Consider the following 17,944-nt stretch of genomic DNA (forward strand, 5'->3'; position numbering starts at 1 on the left):
ACTCATTTGAATGATATTTCTACGTTTGCTTTCAGAATCGCATCGAAGCGAATCGGTACCGGGCCGGTCACTTCTTCAATGCCAAGCTTAGCGTCTTTCTTTTTCTGCGTCTTCGATTTCTGTTCTGGCGTGATGTTCAGGATAATCTGATCGTCAGCAACGGATTCAAGTACGCCCGTCCGGGTCGTACCGTCGGTAAGGGTCAATTTAAGGCGTCGACCAATATTCCGTCGGTACTGGCGTGGGAACGTCAGCGGATGATCCACACCCGGCGACGATACCTCCAGCGTAAAGGGTGCTCCGTCGAACAGGTCGGTTTCGTCCAGTTGCGCCCCAAACCGGCGGCTAATGTCAACGCACTCATCAATCGTAATCCCGGTATCGCTATCCAGTAGGAGGGTTACTTTAATGCGCCCCCCCTGGCGGCCGGCTACCTGACAATCAACAATATAAAATTGGCCGTCGTTCAGATACGGCTGAATCAGCTCCGCGATGCGCGTTTTGTCATCCATGCAATAGGGCTAACAAAAAAGGGAGTGCGACTCCCTTTTTTACTTAACAGAAATACGTATTACGACTGCAAATATAACAGATTTACGAGCGAATTGCAAACGTGTCCACAGCGAGGGGCAGGGCGTTGCAGCGTCAGTACGTTGGGATAATAACTGACAGCCCCAAAAGCCGTATAGTGGTTGTATTCAGGGGGCCGTGCCTGGAAAATAGCACGTTTCTGTTAATTATGACGTACTTTTGGGCCTGTGTGCGTCGGTGAGGTCTGATGCCAAACGTACGATAAATAATGCGTTTTCGAGTTGGTGAGCTTATTGCGTATTTTTTTCGATCGCTGTTTTGGTCGTTTAATCTGCTGCTTGTTTTATATACGCTGCTGGCTTACTGGCTTTTATATAAACTTCCGATCGAGCATTGGTCGGCCGGTATGATCATGATCACCCTGCCGGTGGCCTGGGTGTTTAACCTGATCGTCGTGTTTTTCTGGCTGGCCACGCGACCCTGGCGGAGCTGGTTGTCGGGGCTGGTGCTGATTCTGGGCGTTATTCTGTTCGGGGAGCGAACCTTCCAGTGGCATCAGTCTACGGGCAATGCTGCGGTATCGACGCCCAGTCATCCGGTCATAAAGGTGTTCAGCTACAATGTAGGGATGTTCAACCTCAGCGACTACTGGGCTCGTCAGCGGAGTTCGCCACCCATTCGCCGAACGCTCAACTACGTGCTGCGGTACGATGCTCCCATTAAATGCTTCCAGGAGTTCTGCTCGTCCACTACCTTGCCCGAATACAACATGGTTCGCCGGTTTCGGAACGCGGGCTACGAACATTCTGTAGTGCTGTACCCGGAACTACTGGGCACGGACTACGGTGACCTCGGCGTCGCGATCTTTTCCAAATATCCGATCATTCATTCGGGGCGGGAGATTTTTAACGGCCGGAACGGATTGGTGTGGGCCAATATCAAGGTCGGTAACGATACGATCCGGATTATCAACGTACACCTGCACTCGATGGGCATTCGGGTGGGCAAGGTACTCCGCCAGGACGAACTGACGGGGGTGAAACAGGAAACCCGGGGTATTCTGAGTGCACTCCGCTTTGGGTTTATGGAGCGTCGTGAACAGGTCCGTAAGGTCGAGCGCCACATCACCGAAAGTGAGTTTCCGGTAATCGTTACGGGCGACCATAACGATACGCCCTACAGCGTTGTCTACGAGCGAATGCGTCGGGTACTGCGCAACAGCTTCGAGGCCGCCGGCAGTGGGTTCGGCTTTACGTACAATCGCCTGCCGGGCTTTATCCGCATCGATCACCAGTTTTTTGATCCAAAGCACTTCGATGCGCTCGATTTTGAGACCATCAACTACGTGCGCTACTCCGATCACTACCCAATCATGGGCACTTACCGTATCAAGTAGGTATTACGGGGTGGCGTTGACCCACACCTCGCCGTCAGAGAAGATTTCCTTTTTCCAGATCGGAACGGTTTGTTTGATGGTGTCGATCACGTAGCGGGTGGCGTCAAATGCATCGGCGCGGTGGGGCGTAGCAACCCCAATCAGAACGGCAATTTCCCCGATGCGAAGCGTACCCTTGCGGTGGATAACCACGCAACGCAGCAGCTTCCAGCGCCGGTTGGCTTCGTCGACAATTTTCCGCATTTCACTGATCGCCATGCGGTCATAAGCTTCGTATTCGAGGTGATCGACGGAGCGCTCCTGCGTCTTGTCGCGAACAACGCCGAGAAACAGATCAATAGCCCCTGCTTCGTCGGCCTGCAATAGTTTTAGGGCTGACGCAACATCGATAGGGTCCGTGGTAATGGCAATCATAACGTAACAGTGATCAGTGAGTGAGGGTCAACAGGTTTTAGCCGGCATAATGTCAACGTAGACAACGTCCGGCTTAGCCGCCACTAACGGGTGGAATCAAGGCTACTTCGTCCTTGCTGTTGATGACCGTATCGGAATCTGCGTATTCGCCGTTGACGGCTACCAGCAACGATCGGATGTCGGACAGACGGGGATACTGCTGCTGAAGTCGTTGCAGCAGATCACCCACGCGGTTCCCGTCGGATAGGGGGACCGATACGGCCGACTGACCCGTAATATCGCGGGTGATCCCGAACAATAATACTGAAATGGATGCATTCATGATTCAAAGTAACAGCACAAATGGTATCAAGTCAACGTATAGACTTGGACGTACTGTTTTTCGTTGTATCTGCCATTGGTTTGAAACAAAAGTGCCACCGCTTGATCAAGCGGTGGCACCCGGAAAGACACGTAGGTCGTTCCTTACTTATTTCGAGTTATCGAGTTTCCGTTCTGCTTTTTTCAGCTTGCGGTCGGTTTTGTCGAGGGCTTTGTTCGTGCCGTCCTTTACGTCTTCCTTCGTATTCTCAGCGGCCCGGTCAATCTTACGGCCTGCTTTTTTTGCGCCCCGTTTTACGTCCTGGCTCGTTTCCTGAGCCGCATCCGAAATCTTGTCGCCGGCTTCATCGGCTTCCCGTTCAATTTTGTTGCCGGCAGCTTTTGCCGTACGTTTTGCCTGACGGCCCGTTTCTTTGGCATTCTCTTTAACGTCCTGAGCCGTAGCAACCGCTACCGAGAAAACCAGCGCAGCGGCCAGCATCATGAGCTTTTTCATAATCGTTGTGTTACTGTGTAGTTGATCAAGATGATATCAACTCACTAACGATTACGGAACGAGAATGTTTAGCGGAATTAGCTTAAAACTATTGACGAAAGCTGCCCACCATGTTCCGGTAAAGCGTTTTAGCACTCCACGGGCCACCGGCAATAATCCGCCGGGTGGTCAACAAGGGCAGTTGCGGGTCGCGTTTTTTCTCAGCCAGCGTAAAGGCCATCAGATACCCCCGTTTTTTCAGTTCCGGCAAAGCAGCTTCGTTCCATAATCCGAATGGATAGGCAAAGTAACGTACTGGCTTGCCCGTAATGGTTTGCAGTTTTTCGTTCGGCTCGTCGATCTGAATTTTCCAGTCGTCGCCCTGGTATTTCTTCACGTTATGGTGGTCCCAGGTGTGGGCACCGATGGTATGCCCGCGGTCCGACAGATCCTTGATCTGCTGCTTGTCCATGTACGGCTGGTAGCCCCGGCGACCAATAGCAACGGTCATGATGAAGAACGACGCTTTGAAGCCGTGCTTTTCCAGAATCGGGGCCGCTACGGTGTACTGGTCGAGGTCGCCGTCGTCGAAGGTGATCATAACGGGTTTAGCAGGTAATGGCGCGCCGGTGGTTAGGTAGGCGTAGTACTGATCGGGCAGAATGGTGTGATAACCGCTGTCGGCCAGCATTTGCATGTGGTCTTTGAACAGATCCGGTGGGACAATGTAATCCTTCGCACTTTTTGAGTCGCGGGCCCGCCAGTCGCGGATCTGGTGGTAACAAAGGACCGGTACCTGCTGACGGCTCAGGATGGTAGCCGGATCAGCAATTTTCCCGGCTGGGATTGTGGTCGGATCGGTGACCGGGGCTGCGGTTTCGGTTGGTTTAGCGGCCGTGATGGCCGATTTGGTTGAGGCTTCGGCTGTGGCTATCGCTCCGGCGTTCGTGTTCGCCGAGTTCGTATCGGCCGATTGACCTTGCTTACAACTTGTTAAGCCGCTGATTGTGAGAAGAAAAAGCCCAAGGGCTGTTACGACAGGTAAAACTGGACGAGTAAACATAGCGATTTAGTATGCCCAAACATACTCAAAAACTGAAATGCTGTATCTGGCCGCTACGTTTCTAAACGCTTTTTAATCCGGACGAACCAGTGATTTACGGAAAACGTTATCTACAAGGCGGGAAACAATTGCCCGCCTGTTCCATACTTTTGTTAAATGCTTTACCCTGATAAATTAGAAAGCAAATTAGGTTTCGATACAATCCGCGAACGTTTGAAAGCGGCCTGCGTCAGTTCTCTGGGGCAGGATTATGTCGATAAGATTCGCTTTACCGATAATTTTCAACTGATCGATAAACTGTTACGTCAAACGGCTGAGTTTAAGCAGATCGTTCAGTACGAACCTGATTTTCCGCAATCGAATTACATTGACGTTCGGTCGCAGCTCAGCCGGGCTCGTGTCGAAGGGCTGGCCCTGACCGAAGCCGAATTTTTTGACCTTAAACTGGCTCTGCGTACCATTCAGGATTGCCTTCGCTTCCTCGAAAAGCGTGAAGAAGAGAGTGCGTTCCCGTACCTAAAAGAACTGGCGGGGCCCGTAGCCGTTGACCGGAAACTGACCGACGCGCTGGAGCGAATCATCGACGACCGTGGAAACGTACGTGATTCGGCCTCGCCCGAACTCGCCCGCATCCGCCGGCAGATTATCGCTGAGCAGAACAACCTGCGTAAACGGCTGGACACCATTCTGAAACAGGCCCGGCAAAACGGGTGGATACCCGACGATCTAAGCCTGACGGTACGTGGTGGCCGACTTGTGATTCCGATTGCGGCCGAACACAAACGCAAGATCAAAGGCTTTGTGCATGACGAGTCACAGACGGGGCAGACCGTGTTTCTGGAGCCGGCCGAGGTGTTTGATGCCAACAACGAGATTCGTGAGCTTGAATACGAAGAGCGTCGCGAGATTTACCGCATCCTGCTGGCGCTGACGGATCAAATACGTCCGCACTTACCGGAGTTGCAGAAAGCTGTTAACTTCCTGGCCCAGATTGATTTCATCCGCGCCAAGGCGAAGCTGGCTGTGCAACTGGATGCGTCTATGCCGAAGTTGCAGAACCGGCCATTGGTGAGTTGGGTCGATGCCCGCCATCCGCTGCTGTACCTGTCGTTTCAGAATCAACGTAAGAAGGTAGTGCCGTTGGGCGTCCGGCTGGACGAAAAGCAGCGTATCCTGATTATCTCCGGTCCGAACGCAGGTGGTAAATCCGTCGCCCTGAAGACCATTGGGCTGATTCAGTACATGCTGCAATGCGGGATGCTGGTGCCCATGATGGAACACTCGGAAATGGGCGTGTTTCAAAACCTGTTCATCGACATTGGCGACGAGCAATCACTGGAGAACGACCTCAGTACGTACAGCTCGCACCTGACAGCTATGAAGCAGTTTCTGGTCGGAGCCAACAAACGGACGCTGTTCCTGATCGACGAGTTCGGTACGGGAACGGAGCCCGGGCTGGGCGGAGCCATTGCCGAAGCGATTCTGGAAGACCTTAATAAGTCCGGTGCCTATGGTGTAATTAATACGCACTACACCAACCTGAAACTCTTTGCCGACAAAACGCCGGGGCTGGTCAATGGGGCGATGCGCTTCGATGGTGAGCACCTGGAACCGCTGTATGAACTCGAAATTGGTCGGCCGGGTAGTTCGTTTGCCTTCGAGATTGCCTCCAAGATTGGTCTGCCGAAAGCGGTGGTTGATCGGGCAAAAGAGAAGCTAGGTACCCAGCAGGTTAACTTCGAGAAGTTGTTGAAAGAACTGGATATTGAGAAGCGGGTATTTGCCGAAAAGAACCTCGATGTCAGCATCAACCAACGCAAGCTGGCCCAGCAACTGGCCGAGTACACAGCCCTGAAGACCAGGCTTGACAACGAGCAGAAGCAACTACTGAACGATGCGAAACAGAAAGCTAAGGCACTTGTTCAGGAAGCGAACCAGCGCATCGAAAACACCATCCGTGAAATTAAGGAAAATAAAGCCGAACGTGATGCTACCCGGCAGGTTCGCCAGCAACTGGAGCAGTTTGAGCAGAAAGAACTGAAACCCGAAACGCTGGTAGTCGAAAAACCGCAACAGCAGGAAGAATTTGAAACGGCGGGCGGTGAGATCACCGTGGGCAGCTACGTCCGGATTCAGGGACAGAACGCCGAATCCACGGCGGCCATCGGCGAAGTGCTGGCATTACGTGGAAAAGACGCCGAAATTCGCATTGGTGACCTGAAATCGAACGTAAAGCTGAACCGTCTGGAAAAGGTGAGCCGGAAGGTGTTTAAGGAAGCCACCGCAACCGACGAAAAGCCACGGAGCGTAGGCGGTAACCTCGACCTGAACGAGAAGATGATGAACTTCAGCTTCAACCTGGACATCCGGGGGAAGCGGGGCGAAGAAGCACTCGGCGAAGTGGACCGTTTTATGGACAACGCCCTGATGCTGGGCTATCCGGAACTTCGGGTCGTACACGGCAAGGGCGATGGCATCCTGCGGAACCTTGTCCGGAACCACCTGCGCACGTACAAGCAGGTGGCCCGTATGGAAGACGAACACGCCGATCGTGGTGGCGCCGGGGTGACGATCGTGAAGATGAAGTAAGCTGCCTGGTCTGCTAAAAACAAGGTGGGGTAGGTTCTCAAACCTACCCCACCTTGTTTTTAGCAGACTTTATTCTGGTAGATACCTCTGTACATTCCACGGATTATGAGCGTGATCCCCAGCAGGTCTACCGTGTGCTTCTTTGGTTTCTGTTGAGTCGAATAACACGTCGATCAACAAGCTGGGTGATTCGACAACGCCTTCAGCTCATTCGAGCGCTTCATGTTCGTCAAACGAATAGGTCTTTTTAGCTGATTCGGCAATCATGTATAACGTACTGGTTGTTAGGGACAGCAATAAAAAAAATATAACCCTTGATCCTCACTGTCAGTTTAGCGATGTACATGTTTGCGACAGCGTTATGAAAAAAGGATGGTTAATAGCTCTCGGCCTGCTGGTGTTAGGCTGCATCGGCGCGTACATATGGTATAACCGACTAAAAACCAATGCGGAAGCCGAAGGGGGGGCGTATGACGACACCCTGAAACCCCGACTAGAGGTAAGCACCCTTGACATCACAAACATTGATGATGATGTCATCACCATGAATGTGAAGATGCTTATCGACAACCCCTTACCGGTGGGTTTTAAAGCGAACAACCTCAAGTACACCGTGTACATGGCCAAGACACCCATCATTGAGGAAACGTACGCCAAACCTATTGAGGTCGAGTCGGGCGACAGTACGCTGATTACCCTGCCGATGAAACTGCGTAACAAAACGCTGATGACGGTTCTTAAAACGCTGGAGGAAAAAGGCATCGACAGTACGACCTACGGCGTTCGGGCCGCGTTTGACCTCGATGTGCCGATTGTAGGCGAGCGAACCTTTACGCAAACGATCGAAAAACGGTTGCCTACCTACTACCTACCCGAAATCAAAGTGGAAGATATCGACTTTGGCAAGCTGGGACTCAAGCAGACCGATGTAGCGGCTAAGGTGAGTGTAGTGAACAAAAACAAGTTTCCCTACAATATCACCGATACGCATTACACCGTTTCGATTGATGGCAAGAAGATTGCCGAAGGTAGCCAGCCGGAGCCAATTCTGATTAAGAAACAGGCTACCACGCCCGTTGTCTTTCCCGTTACGGTGAAGCCGGGTCAGTCGCTTAGTCTGCTGCCTAAAATGCTATTTGATAAGAAAGATACGCCGTTTCTGGTGACGTTTCGCTGTAAGATTATCGATAAGGATGGCAACGCAGCCTTTGACAATAGTAAGTTGAATACGACTATACGCGGCACACTGGCCGACTTTAAGAAAGACTAGCCTGCCGGGAAACCAACGGTCTGGCTACCACCATGAAACAACACTACGACCTGATAGCGATCGGAGCTGGCTCGGCTGGCCTGAGCGTTGCCATTGGCATGAAGCGACTGGGCTTCGATGTCCTGCTGATCGAACGGAATGACCACCGGGTAGGGGGCGATTGTCTCAACGACGGCTGTGTGCCCAGCAAAGCCCTGATTTACGTCAGCCGAATGGTGCATCAGGCGCGGCAGTCGACCCGTTTCGGGTTGAAGATCGATGGTGATGTTGATCTGGCAACGGTCATGCAATACGTCCGCGAACGGCAGGACATTATCCGGGAACACGAAAACGCGGCTTACTTCCGCCAGGCCGAGGGGCTGGATGTTGAGCTGGGTACGGCCCGGTTCGTTGGTTCGCAGGAAATCGAGGTAAATGGCCAGCGGACATCCGCGAAAAATATTGTACTCTGCACAGGCTCCCTACCGCAGCAACTGAACGTACCTGGCGTTGAGCATGTCAAAGTCTACACGCACCAGAACCTGTTTGATCTGGACCAACTGCCGAAACGTCTGTTGGTTGTCGGAGCCGGACCAATTGGTATGGAGATGGGGCAGGCGTTTCGGCGGCTGGGCAGCGACGTAACGGTGGTTGGCTCCGACGACCGGATTCTCAGCAAAGAACTGCCCGAAGCATCGACCATCCTGCAAAAGCGGCTCGAAGCAGAGGGCGTTGCGTTTCGGCTGGGGGCTAAGGTGACCGCGTTTGCGGACGCTCACACGGCCGAGGTGACATTGGCTAATGGCGAAACTGAGCATGTACCGTTCGATGTAGTGCTGGTGGCCATCGGCCGGACGTTCCGCTTCGATGACCTGAACCTGCCATCGGCCGGAATCGATCTTGACGACAAAGGCCGACTGAAACTGAACGATTACCTGCAAACGACGAACCCACACGTATTTGCGGCCGGGGACGCGGCTGCGGGCGCTCCGGCGGGGGCGCGGTACTTTTCCCACGCGGCTGAACTCCACGCGTCGACGCTGATCACGAACCTGATTAGTCCGGGTGGTAAGCCGTTCGACAAAAAACTGAGCTACGACAACTTCTCGTGGGTGACGTTCACCGAGCCCGAAATTGCTACGTTCGGATTGCTGGAAGACGATCTGAACGAACGCGACATTGCCTTCGAGCGGATTGTCTATGACTTCGCTCACGATGACCGGGCCGTTGTTGAGGACTACGAATACGCGAAAATGATACTGTTCGTGGAGCCGCAGTCGATTAACCCGTTCAGCACGAAGATATTTGGCGGGACATTTATCGCGCCCAACGCGGGTGAACTCGTTCAGGAGTTGATCCTGGCGGTTCAGCACAAACTAACCGCAGGCGACTTCTTCAACAAAATATACCCGTATCCGACGGCCAGCCGCGTCAATAAAAACATCTGGACCGACCGGATTCTGGAAGGTGTGCCGGGTGTGCTGAAGAAAGCCGTGAAGTGGTTATACTAGTCCTCATCAGGGCCTACCTTTCACCCTGTTGAGTCAGCCTTTCCGACACTTCGGTAATCACTACCTTTCCCGTCAGTGAGATTTATGGCATTTTTAAGGAGCGGTTTAAGAGAGCGATTTGGAATTAGAAGGAGTGTCTTTCAGCCAAAGCGATTACCTTAACCGCTCCTCAAGTCATGGAAAAGCTGAACGACCGGTGGATGCGGTTAGTGGGTGTACCACTCATTTCTATCGTCTCCAATTTCATATTCTTCCAGCCCGCCAACGACGCCAACCACATCAGCCGGTGGTTAGCGCTGGGTGTAAGCCTGGTTGAGTGTGTGCTGCTTTGGGAAACCGTGCGGCTGGGCATCGTCTGGGCGCGTCGTCGGTATCCGCGCCTGAACCAGACAACCCCGCGCATATTGATGCAGGTAGTCTGGTTTATCGTGGTGACGGTTGTGCAGCGCGTCGTCATCATCTATGTCTACGATGTGACGCAGTTCTGGGGCTACCGAATGTCAGAGCGAGCGTATTGGGTTAATACGTTGATTCCATTCCTGTTCACCGTACCGATTGCGGCTATCTACGAAGGACGCTACCTGTACCGGCAATGGTGGGTTACGTATTATGAGGCCGAGCAGTTGAAGAAACAGGCGCTCCAAAGCCAGCTCGACTCACTGAAGGCGCAGATTAACCCACACTTTCTGTTCAATAGCCTCAGCACGTTATCGTCGCTGGTGGGGGAGAACCCTAAACTGGCCGAGCGGTTCATTGAGGAACTGGCCTCGGTGTACCGCTACGTCCTGCAAACCAATGAACAACTGCTGACCAGTTTAGCCAACGAACTGGACTTTATCCGGGCGTATTTTCACCTGCTGCAAATGCGATTTGGCCGCAGTATTGAGTTGGACGTAGCGGTCGACGAACGGTATCATTCGTTTCTGATTCCGCCCCTGACGCTGCAACTGTTAGTCGAAAACGCTGTAAAACACAACGCGGCCCTTCCCAATAAGCCGTTGCTGATCCGGATTTATTCCGATGAAGTCAATAATTTATTTGTGATTAATTCCGTGCGACGGAAACAGAACGTAGTACCGTCAAACCAGACCGGTCTGGCCAATATCACGGCCAAATACCGGCTGCTGGGCCAACCGGATGTGATTGTCAAACAGACGGATGAATGCTTTCAGGTGATGGTACCGCTTATTCCCGAAACCCGCTATGACTATTCTCATCATTGAAGACGAAGAACTAACCGCCCGCAAACTCCAGCGCCTACTGACTGATGTGGAACCAACGCCAACCGTCGTCGGCATGACGGTCAGCGTGGAGGAGTCGGTGGCGTGGCTGCAAACCCATCCGCAGCCCGACCTGATTTTCATGGACATTGAACTGGCCGACGGACAGAGCTTTGATATTTTCAATCAGATAGCCGTAAAAAGTCCGGTGATCTTTACCACGGCCTACGACGAATACGCCATCAAAGCCTTCAAAGTCAATAGTATCGATTACCTGCTGAAACCCGTTAAGGAAGACGACCTGCGGCAGGCGCTGGTCAAGTTGCAGACCTTACGGCAGGTGCTGGCAGGCCATGAACGTGGCATGGAAACTGGTGGCCTGGAAAATTCACTGTCGAGTCTGCTTGATTATCTGCGCAATGCCGCCCCAGCGACGGCTTTGAAAAATACGGTTCAATCGCCCGCTACATTTCGGGACCGGTTTATGATCAAACAGGGGCAGCGCCTGTTTTCGATTGGGCTAGACGAAGTGGCTTATTTTTTTACGCGGAATAAGATGTCCTTCCTGAAAACGCGGGACAACCAGGAATGGCTGCTCGACTACACCATCGATGAACTGAGCCACATGGTTGATCCCAGGCGGTTTTTCCGGCTGAATCGGCAGGTGATTGTCGAACTCCGGGCCGTCGACAAGGTACATCTGTATTTCAACGGGAAGCTGAAGATTAACCTACAACCGGTCTTTGACGAGGAAGTGATTGTGAGCCGCGAAAAAGCGGGCGATTTCAAGCTGTGGTTGGGCGAATGAAACCGACACTCCGGATGCAAATCCTGCCTTTTCGGTAGCCGCTCCGTTTTGATAGCGGCTTTTTGCGGCCAGTTTTACGTCGTCAATCACGAACTGATACGTCATGAAAATTACCTTCCTCACAATCTGTTTCAGTCTGCTATTTTGTCTGTCGCTGGTAGGTCAGACCTTAACGCCCGAACAACTCCAGGCAGACTTTAACCGCTTCCGAACGGCGCTGAATGAAGCCCATCCGGAGATGTACCGCTACACCCCGAAGCCTGCGTTCGACTCGCTCTTTACGGCAACGGCGGCCAAACTCAACCGCCCGATGACGCAGCATGAATTTTACGTAACGATGCTGCCGCTGCTGGTCGCCCTGCGCGATGGACACATCAAATGGATAGTGTCGGGGCGGGACGAACACTACCCGTTTTTCACCGACAAGCTCTTTCCGCTGAAGCTGTACTTCCTGGGCGAAAAAGCCTGGGTAGTCGGCAGTTACGGCAACACGAACGTACCGACCGGGGCTGCGATCACGTCGATCAACGGACAAAGCATATCGGCAATCATACGGAAGCTACTGCCCAACATGACCTTTGCTGACGGTGACCGCATCGGGGGTAAATACGAAGACCTGAACCAGTACTTTTCGGGTTTTTATGCTACTCACTTCGGTGGACCTGACGCCTTTACCATCACGTACCAGACGGGCAACGACGAGAAGTCAGCGATGCTGCCAGCAGTGACCGAAAAGACGATTAAGGACTACGTCGAAAGCCACAAACCGGCGGTTCAACCTCCGTTCCGCGTTACGTTTCTGGATAACGGTGGCTCCTTGCCACAGACGGCCATCGTAACCATCGAACGGTTTTACACCGACAAAGGCGAGCAGGACTATTCCACGTTTTTGAAGGAAGCGTTTGCGCAGATTAAGCAGAAACAAATCAAGAACGTAGTGCTCGACCTGCGGAACAACGAAGGTGGGGAAGAATCGTACGGCGTTCAACTCTATGCGTACTTAGCTGAGAAACCGTTTCGCTACTACGACCACATCAGCGTTCGGCAGAAGCACAAGTTCTCATTCCCGGTCTGGACGTCGAAGCTGTACCTGAAAATGCGGTGGCTGGTGGTTAAGAAGCGTGGAGATGGGTATGTCTTTACGTACCAACGCGGCCTGAAAACCGTGAAGCCCGAGCGCGACGCCTTTCACGGTAATCTGTACATACTGCTCAACGGCAACAGTTTCTCAGTGACTACTGAGTTTGCAGCCCGCGCTCATGCCGACAAACGCGCTACGTTCATTGGGCAGGAGAGTGGAGGAGGCTACGCCCTGAATAGCAGCGGCATTTTTGCCATCACCCAACTGCCCAACTCAAAAATCGACCTCGGCATCGGTATGTTCGGCTTCCACATGGCCAACCTTCCGAACGACCTGAAGCCGGGGCAAGGTATTGTTCCCGACCATATCGTTGAACCAACCGCCGAGGACGTATTGAGCGGCCACGACCGGGCGATGGAATACACACTTAACTTGATTCAGGGGCAAAAAGCCGCATTGACCAAGTCAGAATAGGTTCTGTACCATAAAGCCCTGTCAGAGCACATTAACTTTGGCGGGCTTTGTTATGTGTAATGAAGGTATGAGAAACCAGCAGTTTAGGGGGCACTGGCCGGTGAGGATCAAGCCTTGTTTTGCACATCAAGGAGTTAAGAGAAGTGCGCCGTGTTGGCAACAGAAAATAGTGGATTAGAGCTTGAATGAAACGGTTCTGTTTAGTATATTTTAGCCATTTCCGGTTAACATATAAGAGATTATACAACAGAAAGTAATGAGTATTGACGCAATTGCGAATGAACAAATTTGCATCATTAAGAAGAATCTAGATCCTCAGTCAGAACACGAGTTTAATACTTTATTAGATGCTTTTACTACTTTAGAAGCAATTGATTACCAACTTCTTAAAGATCCTTTAATACTGATGAAAAGCCTAATCGGGTTAGTTAGTGATAGGTTAGATAGCGGTTACGTGCAGACACTTAATACGTTGATTCTTAAATTTAAAGAGGTTATCCAATATCAAATGTATTATGATGTCATATTTCAAGATATGACTCTTGATTTCAAAGCTAAGTATTATGCTTATCAAGACTTGTTGCTACGAGACCTAAGTATTTTGGATAAAGGAAGAGCCTTTACTGAGTTTATCAGAACCTCTGGAGCCGGCTACAAAACCTTCATAAAAAGCTCACTTTCAGAACACATTGAGGAGTTAAAAAAATATAGTGCTTTTGATGCTGCCAACGTGTTTGAAAAGGTGTTTTTAGCCATCTAGCTAACATAATCGCACTTATAAAACAGTTTTTACCATTAGATGGAGTTTAAAAGAAAGACACTTCAAATATTCCCTTATCCCAATTGTTGGGATGCAAAAGATGGTATACTGATTGCTCATTTGCTTCAAGGAAATCATCAAATATCGGACGTGAGAACTGGGGAAATATACTGTGAGCTTGATATGAAAGGGTATGGAAATACAATTTACATTCGCGAAAAGTACTTTTTAGATATTGGCGCAGCAGACGGTGTCACAGCTTATGAACTCATTACAGGCAGTGAAATTTCTTTAACCGACAAGACGGGTATCAGTTATCAGCCACGTAGTAGCGAGTCAGTTTCCAAAACTAAATGGGTTGTGAATGTTGGAAGCGATGAAACGAGCGAAACAGGTCTCTTTGATTCTACTAACAATCGACTTATTTGGACTGCTAAGTCTCCTTATCGTTTTATTGAAAATCTGTTATGTAGTAGGAATGACGAATCTTTTACCCTGTACGACATAAATACTGGCCAATCGCTATGGCAAGTTGATGTTCGGGAGATAGGCAGGTACATCCCGCCCCCCAGCTTATATCTACCAGAACAGGCAGGTAAGATCATTTCCGTCCTGGGGAAATACGACGGTATTGTTTGGCTGCACTTGGAAAGCAGTAAACTGCTTGGTATCGACGTTGCCACCGGAAACGTTTTGCACCAAATCGGGCCGTTCGGACCTTTCCCGGAGTTGGAAATTGAGTGGTCGATACCCAGCACACACAAATGCTACCTGGATAAGGAACAAGGCAATATAATTGGGATGCGCTGGAAAATGTACTGGATCATTGACCTGAAGAAAGACCAGCCTAAACTCGAATACCACTGGCTGGCCGACGAACTAGACGCTTATCAGGTATACGAGAGTGTGCCCTACGGAGGGTGTTTTTCGCCAACACACTTCTTCTTCGCCCAGTACGATGACAAGCGAATAGCTGCCCTCAACAGGCAAACCCTGAAAGTGGATTGGGTACACCGATTAGAGCCTATATCGGGTAAACGCAGCATCATCAACCGTATGAAGTATGATTCAGACCGCCTTTTCGTCTTCGAGACAGCAGGGCTATTACATATTTTTGAATAAAGCCTTCTCCGAAAATAACGTAAAAACGATTTTGTACTATTACACTTTTCTGAGCTATTTATTATGACATACAATTCTCACCTTCTTTCACTAACATATTCATAGTTATAAAACGAGTCTAGAATAAATACAATTTTCATAAAGCGATCAAATTGTATTATTCTGAGTGTGATAGTTTCAGATAGCTTTTACTACTCACAGACATTATCAGCGCAAATTGTTAGAAATTCATCAATAGAGTTAGCAATATGATAGGTTCTTGCTTTCGATTCTATCGTTTCGTCAATCTCAAAATCCATACACCAAACACCTTTTTCAAATACTGGAGATATAGAGAGGCATACGTATACACTGAAAATATTGGTATGAGCAATTGGAAGCAGATGGCCTGTGTGACAAAATGCATTCCACTCAACCTCTATTGTGTTTGGTATATAACTGTTGTATTCATATTCAATCTCATCAACAGAATAGAAATAGGCAAAGTATCCCATATATTCTGGTAGGTCACAGAGTTGAAAATGGGCACCTTGGTAGCTAAGTAAAAATTCTGTTTGTTCCGCAGATAGATGAATGTTTAACTTTTGCTCTAAAGCTTTTATTTGTTCGATTGTAGCTAGTTTCTCCGGAAGTGATTTCAAAAGTTTATCGAATTCTGTGTTATTCATTGTCTGTAATTTGCATTATACCCATACTCGTTTTATAACTAAGATTATGTAATGAGATTAAAGTGAGAAATCTAGTCAAATGCTCTTCGATTCACTTATTATAAAAGTCATATTAATTTCGTTCGCAAAAATTACCAATAGCTTTTGCGCGAATTGCTGGGTCAACCTCTGAAAATAAAGTAGTTGTTTTGACTTGGTACTTCTGCAACATCAAAAATTCTTCACTCCACTGTTTTGTCTGATACTGAGTATAATCTAAACCTAATTTGCGCATCCATTCCATCGTGATTCGATGATGAACGAAAGCCACATTGAAATGCGTTAACCAGCCCAAGTGCTTAACCTGTTCGTAAGTCGCATATTCTTTATAATAATCTGCCAGTGCCCCTCCCCAATAAACTACCCAAGTTGCATCTTGAGGTATCTTGTCATAGTCAAAAGGTTCATCTGACTCATTGTTGAGGATTTTAAATTCTGGAAGTAAATGATCAAAGGGAATAAGAGGTAAATAACCTACGGCTTTCCATCGGACTTCACCTTTTCGTTGAGGAGGAGTACCCATAGATAACAGATGACTTGTTAGCAAGTCAAACTGTTGGAAATGCTCAAGTTCAAACTTTTTGAGGGCAACTTCTGAGCGATAATCTAATATCTTCAACAAGAATGACGGTGATACATGACCTAATTGATTGGGGTCAATTGTTTGTACATAAGCATATCCTAATTGATTAGTTAGAGGTACTTCCCACACTAACCCTTGATAGCCGTTTTCTAGCTTCATCGAAACTGAAAATTTGTTGTATAAGTGCAGTGGCTGTTGCAAAAGTAGATCAGTATACAATAGAACTGATCAGGTACTGGTAGGGCAATTACCATTCCGCTTTGTTCAGCCGGCGTAAAGCGCATAAACTTCTTCAAGTTGTAGGCCATGGCCGCCACGTACATCACCTTAGCTGCGGCTTCTCGGCCCCGGGAATTAATTTGGCGTAGACCATAGTAGTTGATCAGACTGCCTAAGACGGGTTCCACAGTTGCCGAACGGATGCGTATCATGCGCTTGCCGAGTCGACTTGATAACCGACCCATCATTCGTTCGTATTGAGCTTTGTAGTAGGTATGATGCAGGCGCTTTTCCTTGGCTTTCTTACCCTTACACTCTTCACTGATAGGACAGCCCCTGCAATCAGAGGTCTTAGCCAAGTATCGCTTCTTGGGGTTACCCTGCTTATCGATCAATAACTTGTCAAAGGCCAAGCGTTTGCCTTGACTACAGGTGTAACTATCACTTCTAGTGTCATAGTGAAAGCCAGGCCGTTCGTCTTTGTACTTGCCATGAGGAGGAATGAAGCCGGTCAGTCCCTTGGTTTCCAATAACTCATAGTTCTCCCCTGAACAATACCCAGCATCGGCCACTACAGTGTTCATTAGTAGACCAAAAAACTTTAAACGGGCCTGAGTTGAATCGACAATCGGCAGTAAGTTGCGGCTATCGCGCCGGTCAGCCGAGCCAGCCTCGATATGGGTGATTACATGCTGAGCGGCATCGACGCTTATGCTGGCCATATACGCTAATTGGCGGGGCTTTCCCGTTTTGAAGGCAATGCGAGCATCGGGATCAGTGGGACTGTAATGAGTGAGATTGCTGACAAGTTGCCCCGCTTTGTTGGGCGCTGCTTTCCGGATGTTCTTGTGAAACCGGTGGATGTGCTGCAAACGATCTGCCGAAGCGGTTAGCCGAGGGGCCTTTGGCTTACCTAACCTGGGATTGGTCTCATACGACCAGATGGCAGGCTTGGGTTTGAGCCGGCTCATCGACGCATTGGCTTTGATATAAGCCGAATCAATGACTTGCGTATGGCCGCTGACAAGCCCTTTGTGGATGCACAAGCCGACGATGTGGCTAAAGCAAGCTTCAAAGACCGTAGCCGGGATGCGTTGGCGGGTCCGTGACAGGGTGCTGTGGCAGGGCAAGGGCTGCTCTAGCCCATAGCCAACAAAGGTGCGGATGCCCAGATGCAGCTTAGCCAGGTCAAGTAGTTTACGATCCGATGTGCTGTTCTCAAAGTGGCCAACCAGCAGCAGCTTGACGAACACCACCGGATCGATAGATGGTCGTCCCATGGTGCTATAGAAGGGCTCAAACAGGGGCCTGATGAAGCTAAAGTCGACCTCCTGTAGCAATTGGAGATAGAAGTAATGAGCTGGCAGGAGTTTAGCCAGCGAAGTGTTCGATGGATGATAGCCGAGCATAGGCTCTTAACC

17 protein-coding genes are annotated in these 17,944 nt (G+C 49.9%); 9 read left to right on the top strand and 8 right to left on the bottom strand.

Annotated elements, in window-relative coordinates:
- Window positions 1-2: 2 nt before the first annotated feature.
- Window positions 3-512 (bottom strand): ribosome maturation factor RimP, encoded by a 510-nt coding sequence (rimP, locus tag BN8_RS05175; RefSeq protein WP_009280762.1) that lies wholly within the window; start codon window positions 510-512, stop codon window positions 3-5.
- Window positions 513-799: 287 nt separating this feature from the next.
- Between rimP and BN8_RS05180 the strand changes: the two genes are divergently transcribed.
- Complete coding sequence (locus BN8_RS05180) at window positions 800-1,927, top strand: endonuclease/exonuclease/phosphatase family protein (protein WP_009280763.1); 1,128 nt, start codon at window positions 800-802, stop codon at window positions 1,925-1,927.
- A 3-nt stretch (window positions 1,928-1,930) separates the two neighbouring features.
- Here BN8_RS05180 and BN8_RS05185 read toward each other — a convergent pair whose 3' ends face one another.
- From BN8_RS05185 to BN8_RS05200, 4 genes are all read right to left on the bottom strand, one after another.
- Window positions 1,931-2,341: a molybdenum cofactor biosynthesis protein MoaE gene (locus BN8_RS05185; RefSeq protein WP_009280764.1), complete on the bottom strand. Its 411-nt coding sequence runs from the start codon at window positions 2,339-2,341 to the stop codon at window positions 1,931-1,933.
- 73 nt (window positions 2,342-2,414) lie between these two features.
- Window positions 2,415-2,663 (bottom strand): molybdopterin converting factor subunit 1, encoded by a 249-nt coding sequence (gene moaD / locus BN8_RS05190; protein ID WP_009280765.1) that lies wholly within the window; start codon window positions 2,661-2,663, stop codon window positions 2,415-2,417.
- Window positions 2,664-2,810: 147 nt separating this feature from the next.
- A complete protein-coding gene (locus tag BN8_RS05195; protein WP_009280766.1) occupies window positions 2,811-3,158 on the bottom strand; it encodes a hypothetical protein in 348 nt (115 codons plus the stop codon).
- A gap of 88 nt (window positions 3,159-3,246) precedes the next feature.
- Complete coding sequence (locus BN8_RS05200; protein WP_009280767.1) at window positions 3,247-4,200, bottom strand: polysaccharide deacetylase family protein; 954 nt, start codon at window positions 4,198-4,200, stop codon at window positions 3,247-3,249.
- A 156-nt stretch (window positions 4,201-4,356) separates the two neighbouring features.
- On the opposite strand from BN8_RS05200, the gene BN8_RS05205 reads away from it, so the two are divergent.
- The 8 genes from BN8_RS05205 to BN8_RS05240 all read left to right on the top strand — a co-directional run bounded on the left by BN8_RS05205 (window position 4,357) and on the right by BN8_RS05240 (window position 15,014).
- A complete protein-coding gene (locus BN8_RS05205) occupies window positions 4,357-6,789 on the top strand; it encodes an endonuclease MutS2 (RefSeq protein WP_009280768.1) in 2,433 nt (810 codons plus the stop codon).
- A 361-nt stretch (window positions 6,790-7,150) separates the two neighbouring features.
- Window positions 7,151-8,059 carry an LEA/WHy family protein gene (locus BN8_RS05210; RefSeq protein WP_040005544.1) on the top strand — a complete coding sequence of 303 codons (909 nt, stop codon included), beginning with the start codon at window positions 7,151-7,153 and terminating at the stop codon, window positions 8,057-8,059.
- Window positions 8,060-8,091: 32 nt separating this feature from the next.
- Window positions 8,092-9,549, top strand: a complete 1,458-nt coding sequence (locus tag BN8_RS05215; protein WP_009280770.1) for a dihydrolipoyl dehydrogenase family protein — start codon at window positions 8,092-8,094, stop codon at window positions 9,547-9,549.
- A 176-nt stretch (window positions 9,550-9,725) separates the two neighbouring features.
- Window positions 9,726-10,772, top strand: coding sequence for a sensor histidine kinase (locus BN8_RS05220; protein ID WP_009280771.1), 1,047 nt, complete (start codon window positions 9,726-9,728; stop codon window positions 10,770-10,772).
- On the top strand, window positions 10,753-11,577 hold the full coding sequence (locus BN8_RS05225) for a LytR/AlgR family response regulator transcription factor (RefSeq protein ID WP_009280772.1): 825 nt from the start codon (window positions 10,753-10,755) through the stop codon (window positions 11,575-11,577). Before BN8_RS05220 ends, BN8_RS05225 begins: the two co-directional genes overlap by 20 nt.
- A 103-nt stretch (window positions 11,578-11,680) precedes the next feature.
- Window positions 11,681-13,132 carry a S41 family peptidase gene (locus tag BN8_RS05230; RefSeq protein WP_009280773.1) on the top strand — a complete coding sequence of 484 codons (1,452 nt, stop codon included), beginning with the start codon at window positions 11,681-11,683 and terminating at the stop codon, window positions 13,130-13,132.
- 256 nt (window positions 13,133-13,388) lie between these two features.
- Window positions 13,389-13,892: a hypothetical protein gene (locus BN8_RS05235; RefSeq protein ID WP_040005462.1), complete on the top strand. Its 504-nt coding sequence runs from the start codon at window positions 13,389-13,391 to the stop codon at window positions 13,890-13,892.
- A gap of 39 nt (window positions 13,893-13,931) precedes the next feature.
- Window positions 13,932-15,014: a PQQ-binding-like beta-propeller repeat protein gene (locus tag BN8_RS05240; RefSeq protein ID WP_040005463.1), complete on the top strand. Its 1,083-nt coding sequence runs from the start codon at window positions 13,932-13,934 to the stop codon at window positions 15,012-15,014.
- A 191-nt stretch (window positions 15,015-15,205) separates the two neighbouring features.
- Here the strand turns inward: BN8_RS05240 and BN8_RS05245 are convergent, their stop codons facing one another.
- The 3 genes from BN8_RS05245 to BN8_RS05255 form a co-directional block, all read right to left on the bottom strand.
- Window positions 15,206-15,682 carry an SMI1/KNR4 family protein gene (locus BN8_RS05245; protein ID WP_040005464.1) on the bottom strand — a complete coding sequence of 159 codons (477 nt, stop codon included), beginning with the start codon at window positions 15,680-15,682 and terminating at the stop codon, window positions 15,206-15,208.
- A 112-nt stretch (window positions 15,683-15,794) separates the two neighbouring features.
- Window positions 15,795-16,463: a hypothetical protein gene (locus BN8_RS05250; protein ID WP_040005465.1), complete on the bottom strand. Its 669-nt coding sequence runs from the start codon at window positions 16,461-16,463 to the stop codon at window positions 15,795-15,797.
- Complete coding sequence (locus tag BN8_RS05255) at window positions 16,460-17,932, bottom strand: IS1182 family transposase (RefSeq protein ID WP_009280775.1); 1,473 nt, start codon at window positions 17,930-17,932, stop codon at window positions 16,460-16,462. Before BN8_RS05255 ends, BN8_RS05250 begins: the two co-directional genes overlap by 4 nt.
- Window positions 17,933-17,944: the final 12 nt, after the last annotated feature.

It is taken from the genome of Fibrisoma limi BUZ 3, assembly GCF_000296815.2.
In the GTDB taxonomy this organism is placed as follows: domain Bacteria; phylum Bacteroidota; class Bacteroidia; order Cytophagales; family Spirosomataceae; genus Fibrisoma; species Fibrisoma limi.

Excerpts from the sequence above, each read along its gene's own strand:
- rimP (WP_009280762.1), bottom strand. The coding sequence starts at position 512 with ATGGATGACAAAACGCGCATCGCGGAGCTGATTCAGCCGTATCTGAAC.
- BN8_RS05180 (WP_009280763.1), top strand. The coding sequence starts at position 800 with ATGCGTTTTCGAGTTGGTGAGCTTATTGCGTATTTTTTTCGATCGCTG.
- BN8_RS05185 (WP_009280764.1), bottom strand. The coding sequence starts at position 2,341 with ATGATTGCCATTACCACGGACCCTATCGATGTTGCGTCAGCCCTAAAA.
- moaD (WP_009280765.1), bottom strand. The coding sequence starts at position 2,663 with ATGAATGCATCCATTTCAGTATTATTGTTCGGGATCACCCGCGATATT.
- BN8_RS05195 (WP_009280766.1), bottom strand. The coding sequence starts at position 3,158 with ATGAAAAAGCTCATGATGCTGGCCGCTGCGCTGGTTTTCTCGGTAGCG.
- BN8_RS05200 (WP_009280767.1), bottom strand. The coding sequence starts at position 4,200 with ATGTTTACTCGTCCAGTTTTACCTGTCGTAACAGCCCTTGGGCTTTTT.
- BN8_RS05205 (WP_009280768.1), top strand. The coding sequence starts at position 4,357 with ATGCTTTACCCTGATAAATTAGAAAGCAAATTAGGTTTCGATACAATC.
- BN8_RS05210 (WP_040005544.1), top strand. The coding sequence starts at position 7,151 with ATGAAAAAAGGATGGTTAATAGCTCTCGGCCTGCTGGTGTTAGGCTGC.
- BN8_RS05215 (WP_009280770.1), top strand. The coding sequence starts at position 8,092 with ATGAAACAACACTACGACCTGATAGCGATCGGAGCTGGCTCGGCTGGC.
- BN8_RS05220 (WP_009280771.1), top strand. The coding sequence starts at position 9,726 with ATGGAAAAGCTGAACGACCGGTGGATGCGGTTAGTGGGTGTACCACTC.
- BN8_RS05225 (WP_009280772.1), top strand. The coding sequence starts at position 10,753 with ATGACTATTCTCATCATTGAAGACGAAGAACTAACCGCCCGCAAACTC.
- BN8_RS05230 (WP_009280773.1), top strand. The coding sequence starts at position 11,681 with ATGAAAATTACCTTCCTCACAATCTGTTTCAGTCTGCTATTTTGTCTG.
- BN8_RS05235 (WP_040005462.1), top strand. The coding sequence starts at position 13,389 with ATGAGTATTGACGCAATTGCGAATGAACAAATTTGCATCATTAAGAAG.
- BN8_RS05240 (WP_040005463.1), top strand. The coding sequence starts at position 13,932 with ATGGAGTTTAAAAGAAAGACACTTCAAATATTCCCTTATCCCAATTGT.
- BN8_RS05245 (WP_040005464.1), bottom strand. The coding sequence starts at position 15,682 with ATGAATAACACAGAATTCGATAAACTTTTGAAATCACTTCCGGAGAAA.
- BN8_RS05250 (WP_040005465.1), bottom strand. The coding sequence starts at position 16,463 with ATGAAGCTAGAAAACGGCTATCAAGGGTTAGTGTGGGAAGTACCTCTA.
- BN8_RS05255 (WP_009280775.1), bottom strand. The coding sequence starts at position 17,932 with ATGCTCGGCTATCATCCATCGAACACTTCGCTGGCTAAACTCCTGCCA.